Annotated in this window: 11 protein-coding genes; 9 read left to right on the forward strand and 2 right to left on the reverse strand. The window is 67.0% G+C overall.

Annotation, left to right across the window (positions count from 1 at the left end; genetic code table 11):
* Window positions 1-9: 9 nt before the first annotated feature.
* Together AC1Q6P_RS15480 and AC1Q6P_RS15485 are read right to left on the reverse strand one after the other, a co-directional pair.
* On the reverse strand, window positions 10-2,448 hold the full coding sequence (locus AC1Q6P_RS15480; protein WP_492703249.1) for a putative bifunctional diguanylate cyclase/phosphodiesterase: 2,439 nt from the start codon (window positions 2,446-2,448) through the stop codon (window positions 10-12).
* 142 nt (window positions 2,449-2,590) lie between these two features.
* A complete protein-coding gene (locus AC1Q6P_RS15485) occupies window positions 2,591-3,034 on the reverse strand; it encodes a hypothetical protein (RefSeq protein WP_223696910.1) in 444 nt (147 codons plus the stop codon).
* 162 nt (window positions 3,035-3,196) lie between these two features.
* On the opposite strand from AC1Q6P_RS15485, the gene AC1Q6P_RS15490 reads away from it, so the two are divergent.
* From AC1Q6P_RS15490 to AC1Q6P_RS15530, 9 genes are all read left to right on the forward strand, one after another.
* Complete coding sequence (locus AC1Q6P_RS15490) at window positions 3,197-3,556, forward strand: thymidylate synthase (RefSeq protein ID WP_492664994.1); 360 nt, start codon at window positions 3,197-3,199, stop codon at window positions 3,554-3,556.
* 104 nt (window positions 3,557-3,660) lie between these two features.
* On the forward strand, window positions 3,661-4,455 hold the full coding sequence (locus tag AC1Q6P_RS15495) for a thymidylate synthase (protein ID WP_102766742.1): 795 nt from the start codon (window positions 3,661-3,663) through the stop codon (window positions 4,453-4,455).
* Between the two features lie 387 nt (window positions 4,456-4,842).
* Entirely contained in the window at window positions 4,843-16,467 is an 11,625-nt protein-coding gene (locus AC1Q6P_RS15500) for a hypothetical protein (RefSeq protein WP_492664995.1), read from the forward strand.
* A gap of 872 nt (window positions 16,468-17,339) precedes the next feature.
* Window positions 17,340-17,693, forward strand: coding sequence for a thymidylate synthase (locus AC1Q6P_RS15505; RefSeq protein ID WP_492664996.1), 354 nt, complete (start codon window positions 17,340-17,342; stop codon window positions 17,691-17,693).
* Complete coding sequence (locus tag AC1Q6P_RS15510) at window positions 17,690-18,229, forward strand: dihydrofolate reductase (RefSeq protein WP_492664997.1); 540 nt, start codon at window positions 17,690-17,692, stop codon at window positions 18,227-18,229. The genes AC1Q6P_RS15505 and AC1Q6P_RS15510 overlap by 4 nt, the downstream gene beginning before the upstream one ends.
* Before the next feature lie 39 nt (window positions 18,230-18,268).
* The gene (locus AC1Q6P_RS15515; protein WP_102766746.1) at window positions 18,269-18,844 is read left to right on the forward strand and encodes a DUF4337 domain-containing protein; all 576 of its coding nucleotides are present in this window, start codon (window positions 18,269-18,271) and stop codon (window positions 18,842-18,844) included.
* Between the two features lie 257 nt (window positions 18,845-19,101).
* The gene (locus AC1Q6P_RS15520) at window positions 19,102-20,082 is read left to right on the forward strand and encodes a PstS family phosphate ABC transporter substrate-binding protein (RefSeq protein WP_171828875.1); all 981 of its coding nucleotides are present in this window, start codon (window positions 19,102-19,104) and stop codon (window positions 20,080-20,082) included.
* Window positions 20,083-20,168: 86 nt separating this feature from the next.
* Entirely contained in the window at window positions 20,169-20,807 is a 639-nt protein-coding gene (locus AC1Q6P_RS15525; protein ID WP_492664998.1) for a hypothetical protein, read from the forward strand.
* A gap of 106 nt (window positions 20,808-20,913) precedes the next feature.
* Complete coding sequence (locus AC1Q6P_RS15530; RefSeq protein ID WP_492664999.1) at window positions 20,914-23,172, forward strand: ABC transporter permease subunit; 2,259 nt, start codon at window positions 20,914-20,916, stop codon at window positions 23,170-23,172.
* Window positions 23,173-23,178: the final 6 nt, after the last annotated feature.

The following is a 23,178-nucleotide window of genomic DNA, read 5'->3' on the forward strand; positions in this document are numbered from 1 at the left end:
ACAGCCGCCTCAGCCGCCCGCCAGTGGCGCCCCCCCCTGCAACCAGCTCAGCAAACCCTGTTCCGGCATGGGGCGGGCGCCGTACCAACCCTGGGCTGTGGTGCAGCCGAGCTGGCGCAGCAAGGCCCACTCTTCTTCGGTTTCGGCCCCCTCGCCCACGGTCGCCAGGCCCAGATTTCGGCCCAGGTCGATGGCGGCTTTGAGCAGGGTCAGCGTGGTGCTCGCGCCGGCGGCGCCGCGGACAAAGCTGCGGTCGATCTTGAGCTCGGAGACCGGCAGCATGTGCAAATAGGCCAGCGAGGACTGGCCCGTGCCGAAATCATCGACCGACCACTCAAAACCCTGCGCATTGATCTCGCGCATGCGGTCGATCACGGTGGCCGGGTCCTTCATGACTGCGCCCTCAGTCAGCTCCAGCCGGATGTCCTCGGCCCTCGCGCCGGTGGCGTTCAAGAGCTCGCTCAAGGTGGCCGGGAACGCGGCCGAACCGACATCGTGCACCGACACGTTGACGGCAATCTGCGAGACCAGGCCCGCTTGGCGGAGCTGGGCCGACAGCAACATGGCCCGGCGCAAGACCCACTCGGTGATGCCGCGTATATTGCCCGTGCTTTCTGCGAAGGGGATGAAGTCCACGGGTGGAACCAGTCCGCGGCTGGGGTGATTCCAACGAATCAAGGACTCGAAACTGGTGACCGCGTTGTCGACAAGTCGGAACTTGGGCTGAACGAGCAAGGTGAACTCATCGTCCTGCGCGGCCCGTTTGAGCTCGGAGATCAGCGACAGCTGCAAGGGGTCGGCCCGCACCAGGCTGGGTTCGTAGACGGTCCAGCTGGCATCGCTGCGCCGCCCCTCGTGCAAGGCGATCTCGGCATGGCTCATCAGGCGGTGCATGGTGCTGCCGTGGTCGGGGCCGTAGGACAGGCCCCACGCAGTGCTGATGTCGACCCACTGGCCGGCCACCTGCAGCGGCGTGGCGAAGAGCTCCGAGGCCATGGCTTGCAAGTCGGCCAGCTCGGCAGCCTCACCGGCCAACACCAGAACGAACTGATCGGCATAGACGCGGCCGGCCAGGGCGTGGTCGAAACGGATGCAGACCTGGCTCAGGCGTTCGGCCACGGCCTGCAGCACGGCATCGCCAATGTCCTGGCCGAGCGCTTGGTTGATGGCATTGAAGCGCCGCACATTCAGCATGGCGACATGGGGCGCCAAGCCGCGGGCAATCCAGCTGTCACCGACCGCAATCAAGCGCTCGCGGTTGCCCAGGCCGGTCAGGCGGTCGCGCTGCGCGGCTTCGATGGCGCGTGTGCTGGCATCGGTCTGGAACTGCGCCGCCACCCGGCGCACGGCGGCCATATCTCGCTTCTTGGCCTGATCGAGCAGCCGGTAGCGTTGGATCAAGCCATAGGCTTGCTCCCAATGGCCTTGTGTGCTGAACAGTTCGGCCATGCGGGACCAAAACCGCGGCGCCAAGGTCCGTTCGCTTCGCGGCATGGTTTGGACCAGGCGCAAAGCCTCTGCCGTGGCTGCAGCCGTCTCCGCAGGTCGCCCGGCCGCCTGGTGGACCATGGCCCGCGCCATGGCCAGCAGACACAGCAGATCGTGGCTGTGCTGGTCTTCAGAGCGGTCGGTCAGGAAGTCGAGGTAGGCAACCGCCTCTTCGATCTGCCCCAGGCTGGCAAAGACCTCGGCACCCAGGACGTGAAAGTGCGCCAGCGTGGCGCCATCCAGACCGGCAGACTTGGACGGGAAGGACCACATGCGCAGCAAGGGCATCACCTTCTCGAAGTCACCGGCCGAGGCGTAAATCTCAGACAGGATGGTCACCGCGCCGAACCGCACCCACCCTCCCAGCTCATTGCTGGCCACGGCCTGCTCGAGCTGGATCCGGGCCTGCAGTTCATCGCCCGCAAGAAAAAACGCGATCCCCAGATTGCTGAGCGCCGCCGACCTCATGCCGCTGTGGTCGATCTCTTGCGTCAGCTGCAGCATGCGACAGGCCTGCTGCATATAGCCAACCAGATCGCCTGCCGCCTGGTACAGCACCAGTGATGAACCCATCGCGGCATGCTGCTCCAACGGGTCTTGCATGCCATTGATCGCGTCGCTGAGCTGCTCATAGGCTGCGAGCGCGCCGGCCGCGTCGCCACCGAAGTTCTCGGCACCCAAGGCCATGCTCTGCGCGATCAGGCTGCCTGGCACATCGCCCTGGGCCTGCATGCGCGCCGCCAGCTCTCGGTAGGGCTCGCCAGCGCCGGCGTGCAGCGCATCCAATCGCTGCTGCACCAGTTGCATGCGCAAGATCAGGCGCTGATCGTCGCCGGCCTCGGCCAGGTACTGCTCGGCCAGGGCCTGGGCCTCGCCGGGCGAGCCGTAACGCGCCAGCCATACCTGCCGGAACGCCACCCTGTGGGCGTCGGCCAAGACCGAAGGAGAAGATAGGGACAAGTCAAGCCTATGAAACCGCGACGATGGCTTGCATTCTAGGGTTGCGCTCCAGTGTGGCGACGCAAGCAAACGTGGTCAATTTGGCGCCTGCGCAGAGCAGACCGTCACCCTGTTCTGAAAAGCCTTTGCCAGCGCAAGCACGTCAAGGTTTGCCAACACCTGAAGCGGCTGCCTCAGCCGGCCTGCCTGGATTGGTGTGCACCACGACGCCCGGTGACAAGGAAATGTCCGAAGCCACCGTCACCTTGGTCACGTAATGGCGGGTTTCGCCAAAGCAGCTGGTGGGCAGGCCGACCTTCTCCTCGTAGTGGAGACTCACGCGCTTGCCCATCACCTCGGTCAGGGCGGCGGCGGTCTCGTCATTGGCGACCGTGAACTGGAACTTTTCGACGGTGGAGCTGCCCGGGATGGACACCAAAGCCAGCTCGCCCTCCCAGGTCTTGCAGATCCAGCCCTTCTTGGACAGCTTCTGAATCCAACCCGCCCGCTCGCCGCTGGAGTAGCTCCAATTCAAGGCAGCGTAAAAATAGGCCACAGCCAGAAGCACCAGAACCAGCAAAGCGATGAGCAGACGTTTGATCAACATAGGACCGTAGATTTCAATGGGAGGGGATGAGATGAGATGGGATGAAATTGGGCGGAAGCGCATGCCTTGTTGGCAAACCAGACGCGCCATCATCGCAGCTTGAACGGCGCTTGCCTGTGACAGACCCGCTGGAAGCAGCCCGCAGCTCTAGAATCCCGCCCCATGTACATCTGCAGCAGCGTCGCACCTCGCGAGTTTGAGGATTTCATGCACCATGTCTTGGAGTGTGGCGCGCACAAGGGCGACCGCACCGGCACCAGCAAGCGCACGCGCTCGTCGCGCGGTCCCCAGATGCGCGTCGATCCGAGCCCGGGCTTTGCTCGGGCCACGACCACGGCGGCGCAGCTGAAATCGATCATCCAGGAGCTCCCCCGGCTCCTGCGCGGTGACTCGAAGGTGAAATCACTGCAGGAACGCGGCGACACCGTCTGGGACGAATGGCCGCGCGAGAACAGCCGCCGGGGCCCGGTCTACAGCGTGCAAATTTCGATGGGTCCCGGTACACATCCGACCCTCCACTGACCAGCCATAGAAGCCGCCTGCGGATAGCTTTCTGTCCGGCGGGCAATGAACGTATACAAGTCAAGGTGACCGCAGTCACCGGCCTAACCTGGACGCGACATCCCATGCAGCAATATCTTGAGCTACTCCAACGCGTAATGGATGAGGGAACCGACCGGCCAGACCGGACCGGGACCGGCACGCGCGCTGTCTTCGGACATCAGATGCGGTTCAACCTGGCGAAGGGATTTCCAGTCCTGACGACCAAGAAGCTGCATCTGCGATCCATCATCGTTGAGCTCCTGTGGTTCCTCCGCGGAGACACAAACATCAAATGGCTCAAGGAGCACAAGGTCTCCATTTGGGATGAATGGGCCGACGAGAATGGCGACCTTGGGCCGGTCTATGGAAAACAGTGGCGCCACTGGACGACTTCGGACGGGCGCACTATTGACCAAATTGCTGAGCTAGTTCAGCAAATCAAGCGCGACCCAAACTCACGCCGTCAGCTCGTTACTGCCTGGAACCCGGGCGAGCTCCAACAGATGAAACTCGCTCCCTGCCATTGTCTTTTCCAGACGGCTGTGATCGGAAACAAGCTTCACCTCCAGCTCTATCAGCGCTCTTGTGATGTGTTTCTGGGCGTGCCCTTCAATATCGCAAGCTATGCGCTGCTGCAGTTGATGCTTGCGCAGCAATGCGATTTGGAACCCGGCGACTTCGTTTGGACGGGGGGCGATGTTCACATCTACAGCAATCACTTCGAGCAAGTGAAGCTGCAATTGACGCGCGATCCGCGCCCGCTTCCCAAAATGAACCTTGTTCGGAAGCCGGACTCGATAGACGGTTATGTCCTCGAGGATTTCCAGCTCACCGACTACGAACCGCACCCCCACATCAAGGGCGCAGTCGCGGTTTAGTCCTTGCAGGGCAATGCCGCCTTCACTCCTTCGAACAGCGTGCTTCGAAGGAGTAGGAACTCGCATCGCTTCTGGACGCGCCCCATCGCCAGCACGCTTCAGCATCGCTGGGCGCAGCGGACATTGCTTCAAGCTGGATCAGCCAGTCCAGATAACTTGGCTGGACGCATGCTCACGCCCATCCAAAGACCTGGTGTGAGCCCGAGTCAGATGGCTTGAAAAATGCGTTTTTGGGCACGCTAACTGAGCGATGCCCACTCAAGAAGCATTCTTAAGATGGTTGGCGAATCCGCCTCCTGCACCGTGCAGCCCCGCGCGCCCCACAACTGTGCAGGCATCAGGGCAGACCCGGTACCAGGCAACCGCCCTCACCTGCCGTCTTCTGCCATGACTCCACGTATCACTTCCTCTGCCACCGACGTGGACACGAGCGCGCACGCGTATCACGGGGCTTTTGCCAATCGCCCCTCACGTCGGCTGATGCTGGCGCAAGGCTGGGGCATTCTGTGCCTGTGCGCACCAACTGCAGCCTGGCCACAGGCGGTCACGGCCGGCCCCAACTACTACGTGTCCGATGCCCGCAGTGGCGCCAATGGCAACGCGGGCAAGGATGCGGTCGGCGGTGGCTCTTGCGTCAGTGGCCCCGTACCGGGTACGGCGGGCGGTACCGGCCCTTCGATTGACGAGACGATCAAGCTCGGCCTCGTGTCCCTGAGCTACCCAGGGACGCTGATCGGCGTGAGCAGCAGCGGCGGCAATGGCGGCAAAGGCGGCAATGGAGACCCTTCCGGTCAATGCGGCAAGGGCGACTTCGACGGCCGCCCTGGCGGTGCAGGCGGCTCCGTGACCGTGTTCGTGAAGCCCGGCGCCAACCCGGCAGAAGCAATCTACAGCACCACGAGCACCGGCGTGGTGGCGGTCAGCCATGGTGGCTCGGGCGGCAATGGGGGCGACAACACCCGCGGCAAAGACGACTACAAGGGAGGCGATGGCGGGGCGGGCGGTGCTGGCGGCAATGTCCGTCTGGAGAACGCGCTGTCCATGCAGGTCAGTGGTGGGCTCGGTGCGGCGGGGCTGGTGGCCCAAAGCGGTGGCGGCGCCGGTGGCACCGGCGGCGATGCCGCCAACAAAGCCAATGCGGGCAGTGGCAAGAGCGGTGGCACCGGGGGTGATGTGGTGCTGCGCAACACCGGCAAGATCCTGACCGACGGCGGTAACGCGATGTCTGCGCAGAGCATTGGCGGCTTTGGTGGTGATGGCGGTGTGAACACCAAAAGCCACAGTGGCAGTGGCGGCACGGGTGGCAATGGCGGCACCCTGGCCGTGGACAACACGGGGGCGCTGCAGGTCGGATCAGGATCCCGCCTGGGCTGCAGCGACAGTGTCACCACGAACTGCAATCCCGCGGGCGGATTCGGCCTCGCAGCGCAGTCGGTCGGCGGCGGCGGCGGCCATGCCGGCGCCAGTGCAGGGCTTCATATCCTGGGTGCCGATGGTGGGGCAGCCGGGCATGCGGGCGCCGTGGTGGTGAACAACACCGGATCGGTTTCTGTGTTCAGTCCCGCGAGCACCGCCTTGTTCGCCCAGGCCATTGGCGGCGGCGGCGGCTCGGGCGGCATGGCCATTTCCAGCGGCAGCAAGACCACGGCCGTCGGCGGCGCCGGCGGCGCGGGCGGTGACGGTGGCGCCGTGACCGTCATCAACTGGAACAGTCTGTGCACCGGCATCGCCTGCAACGGTCAGGACCGCTGGACGGCCGATGACTCGAGTGCAGGGGGTGCCATCGCGCTGGTGGCCCAGAGTATCGGCGGCGGTGGCGGCGTGGGCGGCTTTGCCAAGGCCAAAGGCAAGGCGACGACCATTTTCGGCAATGCCTCGGCCATGGCCGTGGGCGGAACCGGCGGCAGTGGCGGCGCAGGTGCGCAGGTGCTGGTCACGCATGTCGGTCACCTCGGAACCGCCGAGATCAGTTCCCCGGGCTTGCTGGCCCAGAGCATTGGCGGCGGCGGGGGCAGTGCGGGCGGAGCCCTGGCCTATGCGACGGCCCTGGCCGGCGACAGTGCCGCCGTGTCTCATGGGGGTGCCGGCGGAGGCGGTGGCAACGGCGGCAATGTGCTGGTGAACTGCAACAGCTACAGCGCCCTCTCCTCCAGCTTCAGCCCCTGCGCCGGAACCCCTGTGCTGACCGCGGTCCGAACGGACTTCCGCATCGCCACCACCGGCCTCGCCTCGCCTGGCATCGTGGCCCAGAGCATTGGCGGCGGCGGGGGCGCGGGCGGCTACGCCATGTCGCTGTCCGGCAGCCTGATCGGCTCGCAGTCGCTGGGATTCGGCGGCAGCGGCGGCGCGGCAGGCACCGGGGGTCAGGTCTTTGCCAGCAGCAATGGGCAGAGCATCAACACCTCCGGGGCGCAATCACCTGGGCTGTTGGCCCAGAGCATCGGCGGCGGTGGCGGCTCCGGCGGCAGCACCATGGACCTGAGCCTGGCGTACACCGGCAGTTCGGCCTCTTTGGGTGTGGGCGGCAAAGCGGGCAGTGGTCAAGCGGCCGGTGCTGTGGCGGTCCACAACCCTGGTGGCGTGATCAACACCAGCGGTGAAGGATCACAAGGTCTGGTGGCCCAGAGCATTGGCGGCGGCGGCGGCAATGGGGGCTCGGCCATCACTTTGGCGGCCTCGGGACGCTATGCCGGCTCCCTGGCGGTCGGCGGCGATGGTGCCACGGGTGGAACCGGCGGCAACGTGACCCTCGTCAATGAGGACAGCAGCAGCAATCCGACTTACGGACGTGGCGCAATCACCACCCAGGGCAGCGGCGCGAGCGCCCTGGTGGCCCAGAGCATTGGCGGCGGTGGCGGCCATGGCGGGTTCTCGGTGGCCCTGTCCGGCGCGGAGTTCGTGGCCGGCGCGGTCAGCGTCGGCGGCAGCGGCAGCTCGGGCAACCATGCGGGCACAGTCAACGTCAGCAACAAGGGGGCGCTGACCACCCAGGGCGGTGGTGCCCCCGTGCTGCTGGCCCAGAGCATTGGCGGCGGCGGCGGCTCGGGTGGCCATGCCATCGCGGGCACCGTGGCGGGCATGGGCAGCATCAGCATCGGCAAGGGAGGCAGTGGCGGCTCTGGCGCTGCGGCTTCATCCGTGCAGGTCAACAACACCGGCGCCATCGCCGCCCAATCCAGTCAGGTCGGCCATGCGCCAGGCATCCTGGCGCAGAGCATCGGCGGCGGCGGCGGACAAGGCGGCTTCAGCGCCGCAGGTGCGCTGTCCTTTCAAGGCAGTGTCGCGCTGGCCGTGGGCGGTGGCGGTGGCAATGCGGGCAGTGCCGGCACGGTCAGCATCGACCATGGCGCGAGCCTGCTCACCCGCGGCGCCTTTTCTCCGGGCATTCAAGGCCAGAGCCTGGGTGGCAATGGCGGCAGTGGCGGGCACACCCTGGCAGGCGCCTTGGCCGGCGGGCTGAGCCTGGCCGCCAACCTGGGTGGCGGCGGTGGCAAGGGTGGCACCGGTGGGGATGTCTGGCTGCATGTCCATGGCCCCGAGCAGCGATTGGTCACCGAGGGCGACCAATCGCCTGGCGTGCTGGGGCAAAGCCTGGGCGGTTCGGGCGGCACCGGCGGCTGGGCCGCCAGTGCTTCAGTCAGCATGGCAGCAGCGCCCTCCGTCTCCCTGGGTGGCGCGGGTGGCGCCGGTGGCAGGGCCGGTCTGGTGGCCATGACGGCCCGCCTGCCCGTGCAAACCAGCGGACACATGGCCCCAGGCCTGGCGGCTCAAAGCATCGGTGGCAACGGTGGCAGCGGCGGCTTCACGGCCGCCGGTTCGGCCACCACCATCGTGGCGATGGCGACCAGCATCGGCGGCACGGGCGGCACGGGCGGACAAGGGGGTACGGTCAACATCAAGGCCGATGCGCCGGTGCTCACCAGCGGGCAGCAGTCATTCGGCCTGCTGGCGCAGAGCATTGGCGGGAACGGCGGCAATGGCGGCTCGGCCCTGTCGGCCAGCGCATCGACGGGCAACCCGTCCATGGCGGTATCCGTCGGCGCGGCGGGTGCAGCAGGTGCCACGGGGGGTAGCGGACAGAACGCCGGCAACGTCGCCGTGGTGGGACGCAGCACCGTCATCACCCAGGGTCAAGGGGCGGTGGGCGTGGTGGCTCAGAGCATCGGCGGCGGCGGCGGCCAGGGCGGGGCCACCGCCGCGATTGCGGCCTCAGCCTCTGGGGGCGACCCCAACAACAAGAGCATGGCCGCCGCTGTGACGGTGGGCGGCAAGGGGGCTGCCGGCGGCGCCGGGGCCGAGGCCGCCGTTCGCTTGCTGGATGCCGTGCAAACAGGCGTGCCCAGCCGCAACAGCGCTTCGGGCGCGGCCGGCCAGGGTGACCGTGCAGCAGGTGTGCTGGTGCAGAGCATCGGCGGCAGCGGCGGCCAGGGGGGCGCGGCCAGCTCGCACGCCATCGCCGGCTCCGCCGCAGCGGCTGTGGCGATTGGCGGTGGCGGCGGCAGTGGCAGCAACGCGGGCAATGCGCTGCTGAACTTCGATGCGCAAACCTATCTGGCCAGCAACGCCGACCTGCTCAAGGCTTATGGCAACAACCCGGCGGCTGCCCTCAAGCACTACATCGACTGGGGCTTCGGCGAGGCGCGCCCTACGCAGAGCTTCAATGCAGCGCAGTACATGGCGAACTACAGCGACCTGCAAGCCTCCTTCAACGGCGACCTGGCAGCAGCCACCAATCACTACGTGAGCACCGGCGTCAGCGAGGGCCGCAGCGCGAGCGCGCCCGCCGGCAGCACCCCGGTCGCACTGGCGCTGACCGACAGCGCGAGTGCCTTCGTGGACCCGCTGATCTACATCGCGTCCCACCCCGACCTGATCCGCGCCCTGGGCAACGATCCGCTCGCCGGGCTGCGGCATTACCGGGACTGGGGGTATGGGGAAGGTCGCGTGACCAGCAGCTTCAACCCGGCCCAGTACCTGGCCAATTACGCTGACCTGCGGGCCAGCTTTGGCAACGACACCCGCGCCGCCACGGTGCATTGGATCACCACCGGCCAGGCCGAAGGGCGCTCTGCCAGCGCAGCGGCGGGCAGTACCCCGGTCAACAAGGTGAGCTTGCCCAGCGTCAGCACCTTCGGTCAGCAGGCCCCGGCCATGGTGGCTCAGAGCATCGGCGGCGGTGGCGGTCAGGGCGGTGCCGCGTCGGCCAGCGCCGTCAGCAACCAGCACGCGGCCTCGGTGGCCGTCGGCGGCTTTGGCGCAGGCGGCGGCGATGCCGGCATGGTGGTGGTGACCCCCACTGGCGCACTCAACACAACGGGCGCGCAGTCGCCTGGGGTGCTGGCGCAGAGCATTGGCGGCGGTGGTGGCCATGGGGGCTCGGCATCGGCTTCCGCAGACGGCTCCCAGGGCGCGGTGGAGGCTGCCGGCGTGGCCGCGTACACCGGCCTGGTGGGCTCGACCGTGGGCAATGCCACGGTGGCCGTGGCGCAGAAGTTCAGCCAGGACAACGGTGCGCCGAGCAGCTCGAGCGCCAAGAACGACAACGGCGTGGGGGCCTCCCTCAGCATCGGCGGCGCCGGTGGCCTGGGCGGCAAAGGCAGCGCCGTGGCGGTGGACAGCAGCGCGCTGGTGAGCACCTTGGGCGATCTGTCGGCCGGTCTGTATGCGCAGAGCGTGGGCGGCGGTGGCGGTCACGGCGGCAGCAGCACCAGCAATGCCAAGGGCGGCAACAGTGCGGTCGCCGTCAGCCTCGGAGGCAGCGGTGGCACCGGCGGCGACGCGGGCTCGGTGCAGGTGCGCAACAGCGGCCGCATCGGCACGGCCGGAACCCAGTCCCTGGGCGTCTTTGCCCAGAGCGTGGGCGGCGGCGGCGGTGATGGTGGCTCGGTCAGCGCCACCTCACAGGCCGGGGGCAAGGCCGCCGCCTCCTTGGGTCTGGGCGGCAGCGGCGGCGGCGGCGGCAGTGGCGGCAGCGTCAATCTGATCAACACCGGCAGCGTCAGCACCTGGCTGGGCAACGCCGGCGGGCTGTTTGCCCAGAGCGTGGGCGGAGGCGGTGGCAACGGGGGCGCCGCCAGCACGGCCGCCAGCGTCACCCCGGCCGCAGACGACGGCAAAACCAGTGCCAGCACCGGCACGGCCAGTGCTTCGCCCAACAACCAGAGCAACTCGGCCAGCGCCGGCAGCGTGTCCGGCAGCACCCCGACCAAGGGCGGCGCTGCAGGGGCCAGCACCGGCTACGCAGCCAGCCTCGCCCTCGGGGGAGCGGGTGGCAAGGCGGGTCATGGCGGCACGGTGGTGGTGCAGCACAGCGGCAGCGTGAGCACAGGCCTCGCGGTGCAAGACGGTGTCGTGCACAGCATCGCCCACGCCCCGGCCCTGCTGGCCCAGAGTGTGGGCGGCGGCGGTGGCCAAGGGGGAAGCAGCAGCAGCAATGCCGATGCGGCCAAGAGCAGCGTGGCCATCTCGCTGGGTGGCTTGGGCGCTGGCGGTGGAGATGGGGGCATGGTGGCCGTGCATGCCAGCGCCGGCAATCTCAGCACGCGGGGCGCCTTGTCGTCCGGGCTGATCGCGCAAAGCCTGGGCGGCGGTGGCGGCAACGGGGGCTCGTCCACCTCCACGGCCAGCCAAGGCAGTTCGGCCTCGGTGGCCATGGGACTGGGGGGCACCGCGGGTGGCGGCGGCCACGGCGGTGCGGTGACGGTGTGTGGCACGCGCCAGGCCGATGGCAGCTGCGGCACTGCGCTGGGCAGCAGCATCAGCACCGGCGGCGTGCAGTCGCACGGCGTGTTCGCCCAGAGCGTGGGCGGCGGCGGTGGCAGCGGCGGAGCCGTCAGCGCGGCAGCCACCGCGGGTGACGCCAGTGGCAGTGACAACAGTGCCAGCACGGGCAATGGCAGCAGCTCGGCTTCCGCCTCCAGCGGCGTGGCGGTGGCCGCCGCCCTGGGGGGCAGCGGTGGCAGCGGCGGCTACGGGGGTGATGTTCGGCTGTCCATTGCGGCCTCAGTCAGCACCCTCGGGCCGCGCTCGACGGCTTTGTTTGCTCAAAGTGTGGGCGGGGGTGGCGGTGAGGCCGGCAGCAGCAGCACCAATGCCAGCAGCGGTGCCCATGCGGTGAGTCTGGCGCTGGGCGCCAGCGGCGGCAGCGGCGGCCGGGGCGGCAATGTGTCGGTGGACCTGGCCAGCAGCGCCCAGCTGCAAACCCGTGGCCTGATGTCTCAGGGCTTGATGGCCCAGAGCGTGGGCGGCGGCGGCGGCGTGGCGGGCAGCACCAGCGCCACCAGCGCCGATGCCGGCAACAGCAACACCAGCCTGGCCTTGGGCGGCAAGGCGGGGAGCGGCCAAGATGGCGGCACCGTCAAGGTCAACAGCGGCGGCAGCATCAGCACCAGCGGTTGGGGCGCGGATGGCCTGGTGGCGCAAAGCATCGGCGGTGGCGGCGGAACCGGAGGCGCAGCGTCGAGCAGCGCATCGACAGGAACAGCTGCTGCGTCCCTCGCCCTGGGTGGCCAGGGCGGCGCATCCGGCAAAGGTGGCGATGTCGCGGTCACGCTGTTCTCTGGAAGCGTGAAGACCGAGGCCGAAGCGGCCCGCGCCCTCTTGGTGCAGAGCATTGGCGGCGGTGGCGGCAGCGGCGGCAACGCCAGCAGCAACACGGGTGGAGACAACACCAAGTCGGTCAGCCTCGCGCTGGGTGGCCAAAGTGGCAGCAGTGGCGGCGGCCAGGGTGGCACGGTGAGCGTCAACGCCAACGGTACCGCGACCTTGGCAACCCAGGGACATTTCGCCACCGCAGTGATGGCGCAGAGCATCGGCGGCGGCGGCGGCGTGGGCGGCAGCAGCCAAAGCAGCAGCAGCGCCAGCGGCAGCAGCTACACCCTGGGGCTCAACCTGGGCGGCGCTGGCGGCGCCGGGGGCAACGGCGGCGCGGTGACCTTGGATCTGCGTCAGAGCAATTCCAGCGTCAGCACGCAGGGGCTGGCCGCCTTTGGGGTGATGGCGCAAAGCATCGGTGGCGGCGGCGGTGTCGGGGGGGCGGCCGCCTGGCACCAGTCCGGCAGCTTGGGCAGTGTCTCAATCAGCAGCCAGCTGGGCGGCAGCGGCGGAGACGGCGGCGATGGCGGCAGCACCCGGCTGCTGTCCGACCAGACGGTGAGCACCGCAGGGCACCTTGCCGTAGGCCTGCTGGCCCAGAGCGTGGGCGGCGGCGGCGGCGTGGGTGCAGCGGCCACCTCGTCCAGCGAGGGCAGCGCCTTCGGCGGCAGCGTGAACCTGGGCGGCAGCGGCGGCAAAGGCGGCGCGGGCGGTACGGTGGAGCTGGCGCTGGGTCAGCGTATCAGCACATCCGGCAATCTGGCGCATGCGGCGGTGGCGCAGAGCATTGGCGGTGGCGGCGGGCTCAACCTCAGCCGGGCCAGCGGCACCGTCCTGGGGAACAGTCAGGCCAAGGCGGGCGCTCGCGTGCTGCTGTCCAGCAGCGCTGCAGTGGAGACCAGCGGCACGGGGGCCGCGGGCCTGGTGGCCCAGAGCATCGGCGGCGGCGGCGGCCTGTCGACCTCCTTCGGATCAGCCACCCTGGGTGGCGCGCCGGGCTTTGCCAACGGCGGCGTGGTGCGGCTGTGCAATGGGCTGGACAGCACCGGCCAGTGCAGCGGCGATGTGGCGCTCTTTGGCAGCATCCGCACCCATGGCGCACTCGGCCACGGCCTGGTAGCCCAGAGCATTGGCGGCGGCGGCGGGATGGTGCTCAGCCCGGAGAACCCGCTGCAGACCACTTTGCGCGGCAGCGGTGCCATCGGCAGCGACGTGACCGTCTGGACCGCCCAGGCCATCAGCACACAAGGCCATGGGGCCGCCGGCCTGGTGGCACAGAGCATCGGGGCGGGCGGCGGCTTGGTCGGGGACCACTACTGGGCCACCGGCAGCGTCACCCACAAGCTGAGCATGGCCAGCAGCACGGATGTGTCCACCGGCGCGGCGGTCAGCGTGGATGCATCCAAAGGCTCGCAGGCCTGGAGCACCAGCGGCATGAACGCGCCCGCACTCGTGGCGCAAAGCATTGGCGGTGGGGGCGGCTACTTTGCCCACACCAATCTGACTCAGGCCAGCCGGGTGGACCTGAGCTTCCAGCTCGGCGGCACCGGCGGCAGCAGTGACGGCGGCACCGCCCGGGTGAACCTGGGCGCGCGAGCCATCAGCACCGCTGATGCGGGCAGCCTGGGTGTGCTGGCGCAAAGCGTGGCGGGCGGCGGCGGTGTGTTTTCCTGGGTGGCGCCGACCGTGGCGGCGCCCGGCAGTGCGGCCAGCACCAACGCCACCCTGAGCGGCCAACTGGGACAGACCGGCAGTGGCAGCCGCGCCTTCGATGCCAGCGTCAGCGGCAGCCCGTCGATCAGCACCAGCGGCCTGCACTCGGCGGGCCTGGTCGTGCAGAGCGTGTCCAATGGCGGCGGCGTGGCCCTGGCGGCGGGACGTTTGGGCCAGGGCTTCAGCGGCACCATGAACCTGGGCTCGACGGCCACTGGCAAGAACGATTGGAAGTTCAGCGGCCTCGTGACGGCCCAACTGGACGGCGGCAGCATCAGCACCCGGGGCGATATGGCGCCGGCCTTGGTGGCCCAAACGGTCAGCGGTGGCGGCGGTTTGAGCCTGGCGCTGGCCAGCGACGCCAAGCTGGGCGGCCGGCCCGGCAGCCCCGCCTACCCGGGGGAGGATCAGCGGTCCAAGCCGGCCGTGCTCGTGAACAACCGCGCAGCCATCAGCACCACAGGGGCCGGCTCGATCGGCATCGTCGCGCAGAGCGTGGGCAATGGCGGCGGCCTGGCCTATGCCAGCAACAGCGCCACACTCGGCGCGGGCGGCAGCGGCGGCCATGGCGGCACGGTCGAGGTCAACAGCTACGCCCCCATCCGCACCTCGGGTGTGAACGCCTACGGCATCCTGGCCCAAAGCGTGGGCGGCGGTGGCGGCGCCGTGATCGGCGTGGGCAATGCCCTGAACGTGACCTACAACAAGGGCAGTGGAGACGCCGGGGCCGTAACGGTCAATGTCTATGCGGACATCAGCACCAGCGGAGATGGCGCTCACGCCATCGTGGCGCAGTCGATCGCCGGCGGCGGCGGCATCGTCGCCAGCGGAACTCAGACCACCACCTACAAAGGCGGTTCCGGCAAGAGCGGCGATGTGAAGGTGAACTACGCCGCCGGTGTGAAGGTGACGGCCTCAGGCCGAGACGCGCACGCCTTATGGGGCTCATCCTCGACCGACCCGGTTGTCAATGTCGGCGAGGGTGCACGCTTGGTGGGCGGCAGCGGCGGCGCCGCCATGTACTTTGAGGGTCCCATCAACGAACTGCACAACCGGGGGTACGTGGGCAGCGCCGACGGGCACGCCGGTCGCGCAGTGCAGACCATTGGAGGCGACATCGCCATCCACAACCACGGTGAGCTGCTGGGTGACCTGCACCTCACGGAGGGCGCGCGCAACGAGGTGCACAACCACAGCGGCGGCAAGATGCTGCACGGTGGCACGCTCAACCTCGGTGGCAGTGGCACGCTGCACAACCAGGGCACGATCATGCACGGCGGCGAGACCGGTGCTGCCACGCGCGTCCACGGTCATCTGATTCAAGGGGAAGGCGGCACGCTGGCGCTGCGCATGGACCATGCCAGCGGGGTGGCCGATCAGTTGCACGTCACTGGCAACGCCACCCTCAAGGGCCGTCTGCAACCGGTGCTGCAGACCGCTCACGTGATCACGCCAGGCACGCACTCGCTGGGCACCATCTTCAGCGCGGGCGGGGGCCTGGACGCCAGCGCCTTGTCCGTGACCGACACGGCCATCCTGGATTTCCGCCTGCATCCCCAGGATGGCAAGCTGGGGTTCAGCATGCACGCCGACTTCAGCCCCGAGGGCATGAACGAGGACGTGCAGCGCCTGGGCGACCTGCTGGCCACCGCCCAGTCGGAGTCACGCGACAACTACCGCGAGCTGACCGCCCGCCTGGTGACCCTGTCAAGCCCTGAGGCGCTGCACCAGGTGTACTGGGACCTCAGCGGCGCGGGTGCCACCACAGTGGCGACCGTGGGCACTCGGCTGAGCACCCTGTTCGGGCGCCTGTTGACGGACCGCCTGGGCGCCCTGCCCGCCGCACCGTCAACGGGTCAGCTGACACGGCATGCCTGGGTCCAGGCCCTGGGTGAACGCCACAGCGCCAGCTACGACGGCGCAGGCAGCTCGGATGTCAAGGCCCACTTGGGCGGTCTGGCCTTCGGGCTTGAAACTTCGCTCGACGCCAACACGATGGTGGGCGCTGCGCTCGCGAGCAACCGCTCCAGCCTGGAGATGTCCCACGGCTACCAGGCGCGCGGGCCTGGCGTTCAGCTGGGCGCCTATGCGGTGCGCCAGGCAGACAGCCGCTGGGGCCAGCTGTACCTGACGGGATCGTTGACGCATTCACGCCAAACGCTGGATACCGAGCGACGCTTTGAACTGACAGGCGCACACCACCTGGCTCAGATGCGCACCCAGGCCTGGGGTGCGCGGATCGAGACGGGCCTGCGCATCAATCCGCCAGGATGGCGCATCGCCCCCTTCGCGGCCTTGCAACTGCAGCATTTCACGATCCAGGCGCATGACGAGGAGGCCTCGGCCCAGCCTCACCTGGCCCTGAGCTACCAGCGCAGCGCATTCACCCAGCTGCGCAGCGAGTTGGGCGCGGCGGTGGAGGGCCGCATGATGCTGCGAAGCGGCGCCTCGCTCCAGCTGAAGGGACGCGTGGGCTGGGCTCACGAGACCTGGAGTGAGCACCGCATGTTTGCCGCATTCAAAACCCTCAACGGACGAGCTTTCAGCGTCAACGGCCTGATGCCCACGCCCGACCTGGCCATCCTGTCCGGCCAGGCCGAGCTGCGCCTGAGCCCATCGCTGGCCGTGGAGTTCAACCTGCAGGCTGAGTACGGCCGGGACACCCGCACGCGGGCGGGTGGTGTTGCGCTGCGCTACAGCTGGTAAGGAGAGCTGGTCAGGAAACTGCCCCTGCGTGCCCTGGTACCGCAGGGGCCCGCAGCAGGGCCCGGGCGACCTGAATCCGACAGACCAGGTCAAAACGCCAGTCATCGGGCAGGCGACGACGCCGACAGGCGATTGACCATGTCCAGGGGTTCGGCATCGCCGGTGCCAGCAAGCTGACGCAGTGGGTCCATCACGCCCCCGCGTGCCTGGGTCTGAGCTTCAAACTGGAGGCCTCGGACATCACCGGTCCGATGGGCCGTGTTCGGCGTTGCAGAAGGCAGCCTCTCCTGCGCGGCAGAGTCCCCAAGGCATCCCATCGAATCGGATTGCGCGAACTTCTTGCCTCAGAGTTCGCCAGCAACAGGCGCAGGGCCTCGCTCAACAAGCCCCGCGGATCACCGCATGACAGCATCGCCTCGAGGGCCTCACGCGCCTGTACTTTGGCATCGATGCGAACCGATGCGACGCTGCGGCAGAGGGAACAGACACTGAAGGCGGCCTCAAGACAACTGACATCATCCCTGGCCTCATTGCGACTCATGTGCGGCCATCGCCCGGCGCGTGCTTCATGGCGCGGACCGTGCGGACGTTCCTAACGGGTCGGCTTGCGTCAGCAAGCCGTTCGCGAGGTTCTTCACCCTGGCAGGGATCGGCAGTCGGTGAGCAACGAAGACTCTTGCTCGCCAGGTCGAGCGGGCCGTGATCCGACCCGGCAGCCCCACGCGCCGCATAATTGCGGCCCGCAGTCTCTGCACTGCTTTCATGGGCACCCGGTTGTGGGTATTTCTTTAGAAACCTCGTCAAGAACACCTCTGCGTACCGTTCGGGCTCGGAAACGGGATGTCGCGCATCGTCACGCCATCTTTCGGTCTTTGCTCGCGCCGCCGCAGGCGCTGGGCCGGCGTGGACGCAGGTCCTGCCCGTGCGACCAGCGCAACCTCGACGTCTTCCTGGGCCTGCCCTTCAAAATCACCAGCAACGCCTTGCTGACCCAGATGCTGGCGCCGCAGTGCGACCTCGACGATTTCGCCTGGACCGGCGGCGATCGCCCTGTCTACAACAGCCGTATTGACCAGATGCGTACCCAGTTTGGCCGCGAGTCGCGCGCCTACCCGCAGACGAAGATCCGCCGCCGGCCGGATTCCATCTTCAGCGATGAGTTGGAGGACTTTCAGCTGCTGGGCTACGCCCCTCACCCGGCCACCAAGGCCATGGAGGCCGTATGAGCGAGCAGCGGACACCCGCCATTTCTACACGACCCAAGGTCGTGCTGGTCGCCGCCCTGGGCCGCGGTCGAGAGATCGGCCGCGACAACGGCTTGCTCTGGCATCTGCCTGAAGACATGGCTCATTTCAAGGCCTTGACTCAAGGACAGCCGGTGCTGATGGGTCGCAAGACCTGGGACTCCCTCCCTGAGCGTTTTCGCCCCCTGCCGGGTCGGCGCAACATGGTTCTGTCAAGGCAGCCGGGTCTGATGCTGGCCGGGGCCGAGGTATTTGCTGATGTTCCGAGTGCCTTGCGGGCCTGTGACGGCCTGCCCCAGGTCTGCGTGATCGGCGGCGCGCAGATCTACGCCGAAGCATTGGCCCATGCCGATGTGCTGGAACTGACCGAGGTGGCCGCCGACTTTGCCGATGCCGACAGCTGGTTTCCGGCCTGGCCCGCGGCCGAGTTTGCGGAGACTGGGCGGCAGACGCTGCACAGCGAGAAAAATGGCTGGCGCTTCGACTTTGTGCGTTATGAGCGCCGCGCCCAGCCTTGAAACAGAACGATTGGATAGCGAGAGAGGACTGAAGCCACCATGTCTGGACACGGATTCCATGTGCACGGCCCGCACGACCACGAGATTGAACATGCTGCCCATGCCGACCCCAAGGGCCTGGCCGGACAGTTGGCGGTGATCACGGCCGTCCTGGCCACTGTGGGCGCGATGTTCTCATATATGGGCGGGGCCACGCAGGCCAATGCCGGCCTGTACAAGAACGATGCTGCCATCAAGAAGACCGAAGCGGCCAACCAATGGGCGCTCTACCAATCCAAGAGCAACAAGCAAAACATGGCCGAACTGGCCTTGGCCCTGGTGCCCGAGGACAAGAAAGCCGGCTACCAGAAGGAAGTCGAGCGCTACAAGGAAGAGAAAAGCGGCATCCGAGAAAAGGCCGAAGCGCTGGACAAGGAGTCTCAGGCTTTTGACGAAAAGAGCGCCGAGCAGATGCATTTGCACCACCGTTGGGCACAGGCCACCACCGCTTTGCAGGTCTCGATTGCCTTGGCCGCTATCGCCTTGCTGACGAAAAAGCGCTGGATGGAATGGGCCACGGTCGGCCTCGGCCTGCTGGGTTTTGGCCTGGGCGGCATGGCCGCGCTGCATCTGTAATATTTCAGTTTTCAGTCAAGGCCCGCGATTTTTACCGGCTCCCGCTGGCTTTTTCGGGCGTTTTGGCGTCAACTGCCTGGGCCGCTTGGCCCAGAAGGCAGTGACATATGACAGTCGCCGCCTTGTCACATGACAGGCGGCGATTTTCATTTGTGACGCCGGATGTCAAATTCCGTCATATCTCTGTCACGACCGCTGTTTAGCATCCGGGCTGCTTCAAGACAAAGCACACCCCTTCTAATCACTGGAGTTGACGAATGACCCCTTCTCGCCTTGCCGCTGCCCTGCACATCGCAGGCTTGATGTTTGTCGCAACCTCCGCCACAGCCCAGGCTGTCAAGGTGGATCCGGCACTGCCCGCATATCAAAAGGCATCCGGCGTCTCCGGCAACTTCACCAGTGTGGGCTCTGACACGCTGAACAATCTGATGACGCTGTGGGCCGAGGAGTTCAAGCGCCTCTACCCCAACGTCAACATCCAGATCCAGGGCGCGGGTTCGTCCACCGCGCCGCCGGCCCTGACCGAAGGCGCCGCCAACTTCGGCCCCATGAGCCGCCTGATGACTGCTCGTGAAGTCGAAGGCTTCGAAAAGAAGCATGGCTACAAGCCCACCGCCGTCGGCGTGGCCATTGATGCCCTGGCTGTGTACGTCAACAAGGACAACCCGATCAAGGGCCTGACCATCACCGACCTGGACGCCATCCTGTCGGTCAGCCGCAAGTGCGGCGGCGCGTCTGACTTCACCAAGTGGGGCCAAGTCGGCCTGACTGGCGAATGGGCCAGCCGCGACATCGCCATGTACGGCCGCAACTCGGTCTCGGGCACCTACGGCTTCTTCAAGGACGTGGGCCTGTGCAAGGGCGACTTCAAGCGCAATGTGGCCGAGCAGCCGGGTTCGGCTTCGGTGGTGCAGAGCGTGTCCACCCAGATCAACGCCCTCGGCTACTCGGGCATTGGCTACAAGACCTCGGGCGTGCGCGCCCTGCCGCTGTCGAAGAAGGCCGGTGAGCCCTTCGTCGAACCCGATGCCAAGCATGCCATCGACGGCACCTACCCGCTGGCCCGCGTGTTGTACGTCTACGTGAACAAGAAGCCCAACCAGCCGCTGAACCCGCTGGAGCGCGAGTTCTTCAAGATGGTGCTGTCCAAGCAAGGTCAGGAAGTGACCATCAAGGACGGCTTCGTGCCGGTGCCCGCCGCCATGGCCACCCGCTTCCTGGCTGAGATCAGCAAGTAAGAAGCAAGCCAGCGGATGACGCGGCTGCCGCCCAGCCCTCGTGGCGCCGCGGCAGCCCGACCTCAAGCTGCAAAGGAACCCAAGCAATGAAGACGACTGCACTGAACTCGGCCCTGCTCGTGGCCGTCCTGGGTTTGAGCGCTTGCGCCAACACCCAGCCTGTGGCCGCTCCGGCTGCCGCGCCGGCATCCGCTCCGGTGGTGGCCGCTGCGTCGGCACCGGCTCCGGTGGCTGCCCCGGTCGCTGCGCCGGCGCTTGAACTGATCAAGGAGTTGTATGTGGTGCTGCCCGAGTCGGGCCGTGTCCATGCCTTCGGTGATCTGAAGAACTACCAGGACTTCCTGAACCACGGCGAAGTGACCCTGACCCGCACCAAGATCGGTGAAGGCCCGGGCGGCGCGACCTTGGTGTTCGGCATCACCGGCGACGATGTCAAGGGCAACCGCCCCAGCCTCGGCGAAAAGGCCTTGAGCGGCCAGTTCGGCGGCGCGCCCGAGTTCTACGGCGAAGTGCTCAAGGGCAATCGCTTCTACGTGTTCGGCGACCTGAAGGACATGAAGGACTTCCTGGCCTTCGGCGAAGTGCCTTACAGCTTCACCGAAATCGGCAGCGGCCCCAAGGGCGAGACCCTGGTCTATGTGATGAACAAGGACAGCGTCAAGGGTGGCAAGCCGATGAACCGGGTGGAGCGTTTCAAGTCCCTGCGCGTGGCGCAAAAGTCCTGAATACAAAACCTGGCTCTGTCCTTTCTTTGAGCCTCTGAGAGAAAAAGGGTGAGCAGGCCAGTCCTGCCCACCCTTGACCACCATCAGCGCGGAACTTTTCCAAGCCATGAATACTGCCAGTCCCACCCAAACGGCCATCAGCGTCGACCGAGCCATGAGCCGGCGCCTGCTGACCGACAAGCTGTTCGAGAAGTTGATGACCGTCGGCGGCCTCAGCGTCATCGTCGCCGTGTCGGCCATCTTCGTCTATCTGGTCAGCGTGGTGGTGCCGCTGTTCATGCCGCCTGGCATTGATCACCGCGCCCAGTTCGCCACCCCGGGCGGCAACGCTCAAGCCACCCTCACCCTGACGGGTGAGGAACAGCGCGAGATCGGCTCGCGCGTTGGCGCAGGTGGCGCCATTACCTTCTTCAAGTTCGCCTCGGGCGAGACCATCGGCCAGGTGCAAGTGCCCGTGCCGGAGGGTGTGCGCATCACCAGCGCCGAGACCGGCGAGCGCCGCAGCTTCTCACAGGCCTTCGGTCTGTCGGATGGCCGCGTGCTGCTGGTCAAGCAAAGTTTCTCGGTCAGCTTCCCCAACAACAAGCGCGTGATCACGCCCGCCCTGGCCTACCCGGTCGGCGAAGCACCGCTGGCCCTGGACCCGCAAGGCCGCGCCATCCAGCTGATCGGCATGCAGCAGTCGGACGATGGCTCGACCATCGCCGCCGTCACGGAAGACGGACGCCTGCTGCTCTCCGCCGTGAACATCAGCAACAATGCGATGACGGGCGAGACCAAGAGCGAAGTGCAGAGCTCCGAAATCGCCAACCCGCCCGCCGGCATTCGCCAGCTGGTGGTGGAAGCCAAGCAACGCGAGCTCTATGTGTTGCACGGCGACGCCAAGCTGGCGCGCTACAACATCAGCGACAAGAGCAATCCCAAACTGCTGGAAACCGTGGAGCTGGCCAAGGGCCAGAAGGTCACGGCCCTGACCATGCTCAGCGGTGGCTACTCGCTGATCGTCGGCACCGACAAGGGTGAGCTGAGCCAGTGGTTCCTGGTGCGCACCGAAGGCGCCAACTTCGGCATGACCCGAATCCGTGACTTCAAGCCCATGCCGGCTGCGGTCACGGCCCTGGCGCCGGAGTTCTTCCGCAAGGGCTTCATCGTCGGCGATGCCGCCGGCAATCTGGGCAGCTATTTCGCCACCTCGCAACGCCTGCTCTTCGTCGAGAAACTCAGCGACAAGCCGCTGACCGTGCTCGGCGTGCCGCCGCGCGGCAACGGCTATCTGGCGCAGGATGAGGCCGGCCGCGTCTACACCGCCGCCGTCGACAACCATTACCCGGAAGTCTCCTTCAGCAGCCTGTGGAGCAAGGTCTGGTACGAGAGCTATGAAGAGCCTGACTATGTCTGGCAAAGCTCGGCCTCGAATGCTGACTTCGAGCCCAAGTTCAGCCTGGCCCCGCTGACCTACGGCACCATCAAGGCCGCCACCTACGCCATGCTGGTGGCGATGCCGCTGGCCATCCTGGGCGCCATCTTCACCGCCTATTTCATGACCCAGCGCATGCGCGAAATCGTCAAGCCCTCGATCGAGGTCATGGCCGCGCTGCCGACCGTGGTGCTGGGCTTCCTGGCTGGCCTGTGGCTGGCTCCGCTGGTGGAGAACAACCTTGCCGGCGTCTTGATGAGTTTGCTGCTGCTGCCGGCGGCCATGGTGCTTGCATCCTTTGTCTGGCACCTGATGCCCCGCAGCCTGGTCGAACGTGTCGGCCTGGGCTGGGAAGCCGCCCTGCTGATGCCCATTGTCGCCCTGGCCATTTGGGGTTTCTTCCAGCTGGGCCACCCGATCGAGGCCGCCTTCTTCGGTGGTGACCTGCCGCACTGGTTGTCCAACACGGCCGGCATCAGCTTCGAGCAGCGCAACTCGCTGGTGGTGGGCATTGCCATGGGCTTCGCCGTCACCCCGACCATCTTCTCGATCGCCGAAGACGCGATCTTCAGCGTTCCCAAATCGCTGACCTCGGGTTCGCTGGCCCTGGGTGCCACGCCCTGGCAGACCATGATGGGCGTGGTGCTGCTGACCGCCAGCCCTGGCATCTTTTCGGCCGTGATGATCGGCCTGGGCCGTGCGGTCGGTGAAACCATGATCGTGCTGATGGCCACCGGCAACACCGCCGTGATGGACTTCAGCATGTTCTCGGGCTTCCGCACCCTGTCCGCCAATATCGGCGTCGAAATGCCCGAGGCTGGCGTTGGTGAAACCCATTACCGCCTGCTCTTCCTGTCCGCCCTGGTGTTGTTCGCCTTCACCTTCCTCGTCAACACCCTCGCCGAGCTGATTCGTCAGCGCCTGCGCGAGAAGTACAGCACCATCTGACGGAGC

This window comes from Roseateles sp. GW835-FHT13E02 (assembly GCF_058794035.1).

Excerpts from the sequence above, each read along its gene's own strand:
- AC1Q6P_RS15485 (WP_223696910.1), bottom strand. The coding sequence starts at position 3,034 with ATGTTGATCAAACGTCTGCTCATCGCTTTGCTGGTTCTGGTGCTTCTG.
- AC1Q6P_RS15490 (WP_492664994.1), top strand. The coding sequence starts at position 3,197 with ATGTACATCTGCAGCAGCGTCGCACCTCGCGAGTTTGAGGATTTCATG.
- AC1Q6P_RS15495 (WP_102766742.1), top strand. The coding sequence starts at position 3,661 with ATGCAGCAATATCTTGAGCTACTCCAACGCGTAATGGATGAGGGAACC.
- AC1Q6P_RS15500 (WP_492664995.1), top strand. The coding sequence starts at position 4,843 with ATGACTCCACGTATCACTTCCTCTGCCACCGACGTGGACACGAGCGCG.
- AC1Q6P_RS15510 (WP_492664997.1), top strand. The coding sequence starts at position 17,690 with ATGAGCGAGCAGCGGACACCCGCCATTTCTACACGACCCAAGGTCGTG.
- AC1Q6P_RS15515 (WP_102766746.1), top strand. The coding sequence starts at position 18,269 with ATGTCTGGACACGGATTCCATGTGCACGGCCCGCACGACCACGAGATT.
- AC1Q6P_RS15520 (WP_171828875.1), top strand. The coding sequence starts at position 19,102 with ATGACCCCTTCTCGCCTTGCCGCTGCCCTGCACATCGCAGGCTTGATG.
- AC1Q6P_RS15525 (WP_492664998.1), top strand. The coding sequence starts at position 20,169 with ATGAAGACGACTGCACTGAACTCGGCCCTGCTCGTGGCCGTCCTGGGT.
- AC1Q6P_RS15530 (WP_492664999.1), top strand. The coding sequence starts at position 20,914 with ATGAATACTGCCAGTCCCACCCAAACGGCCATCAGCGTCGACCGAGCC.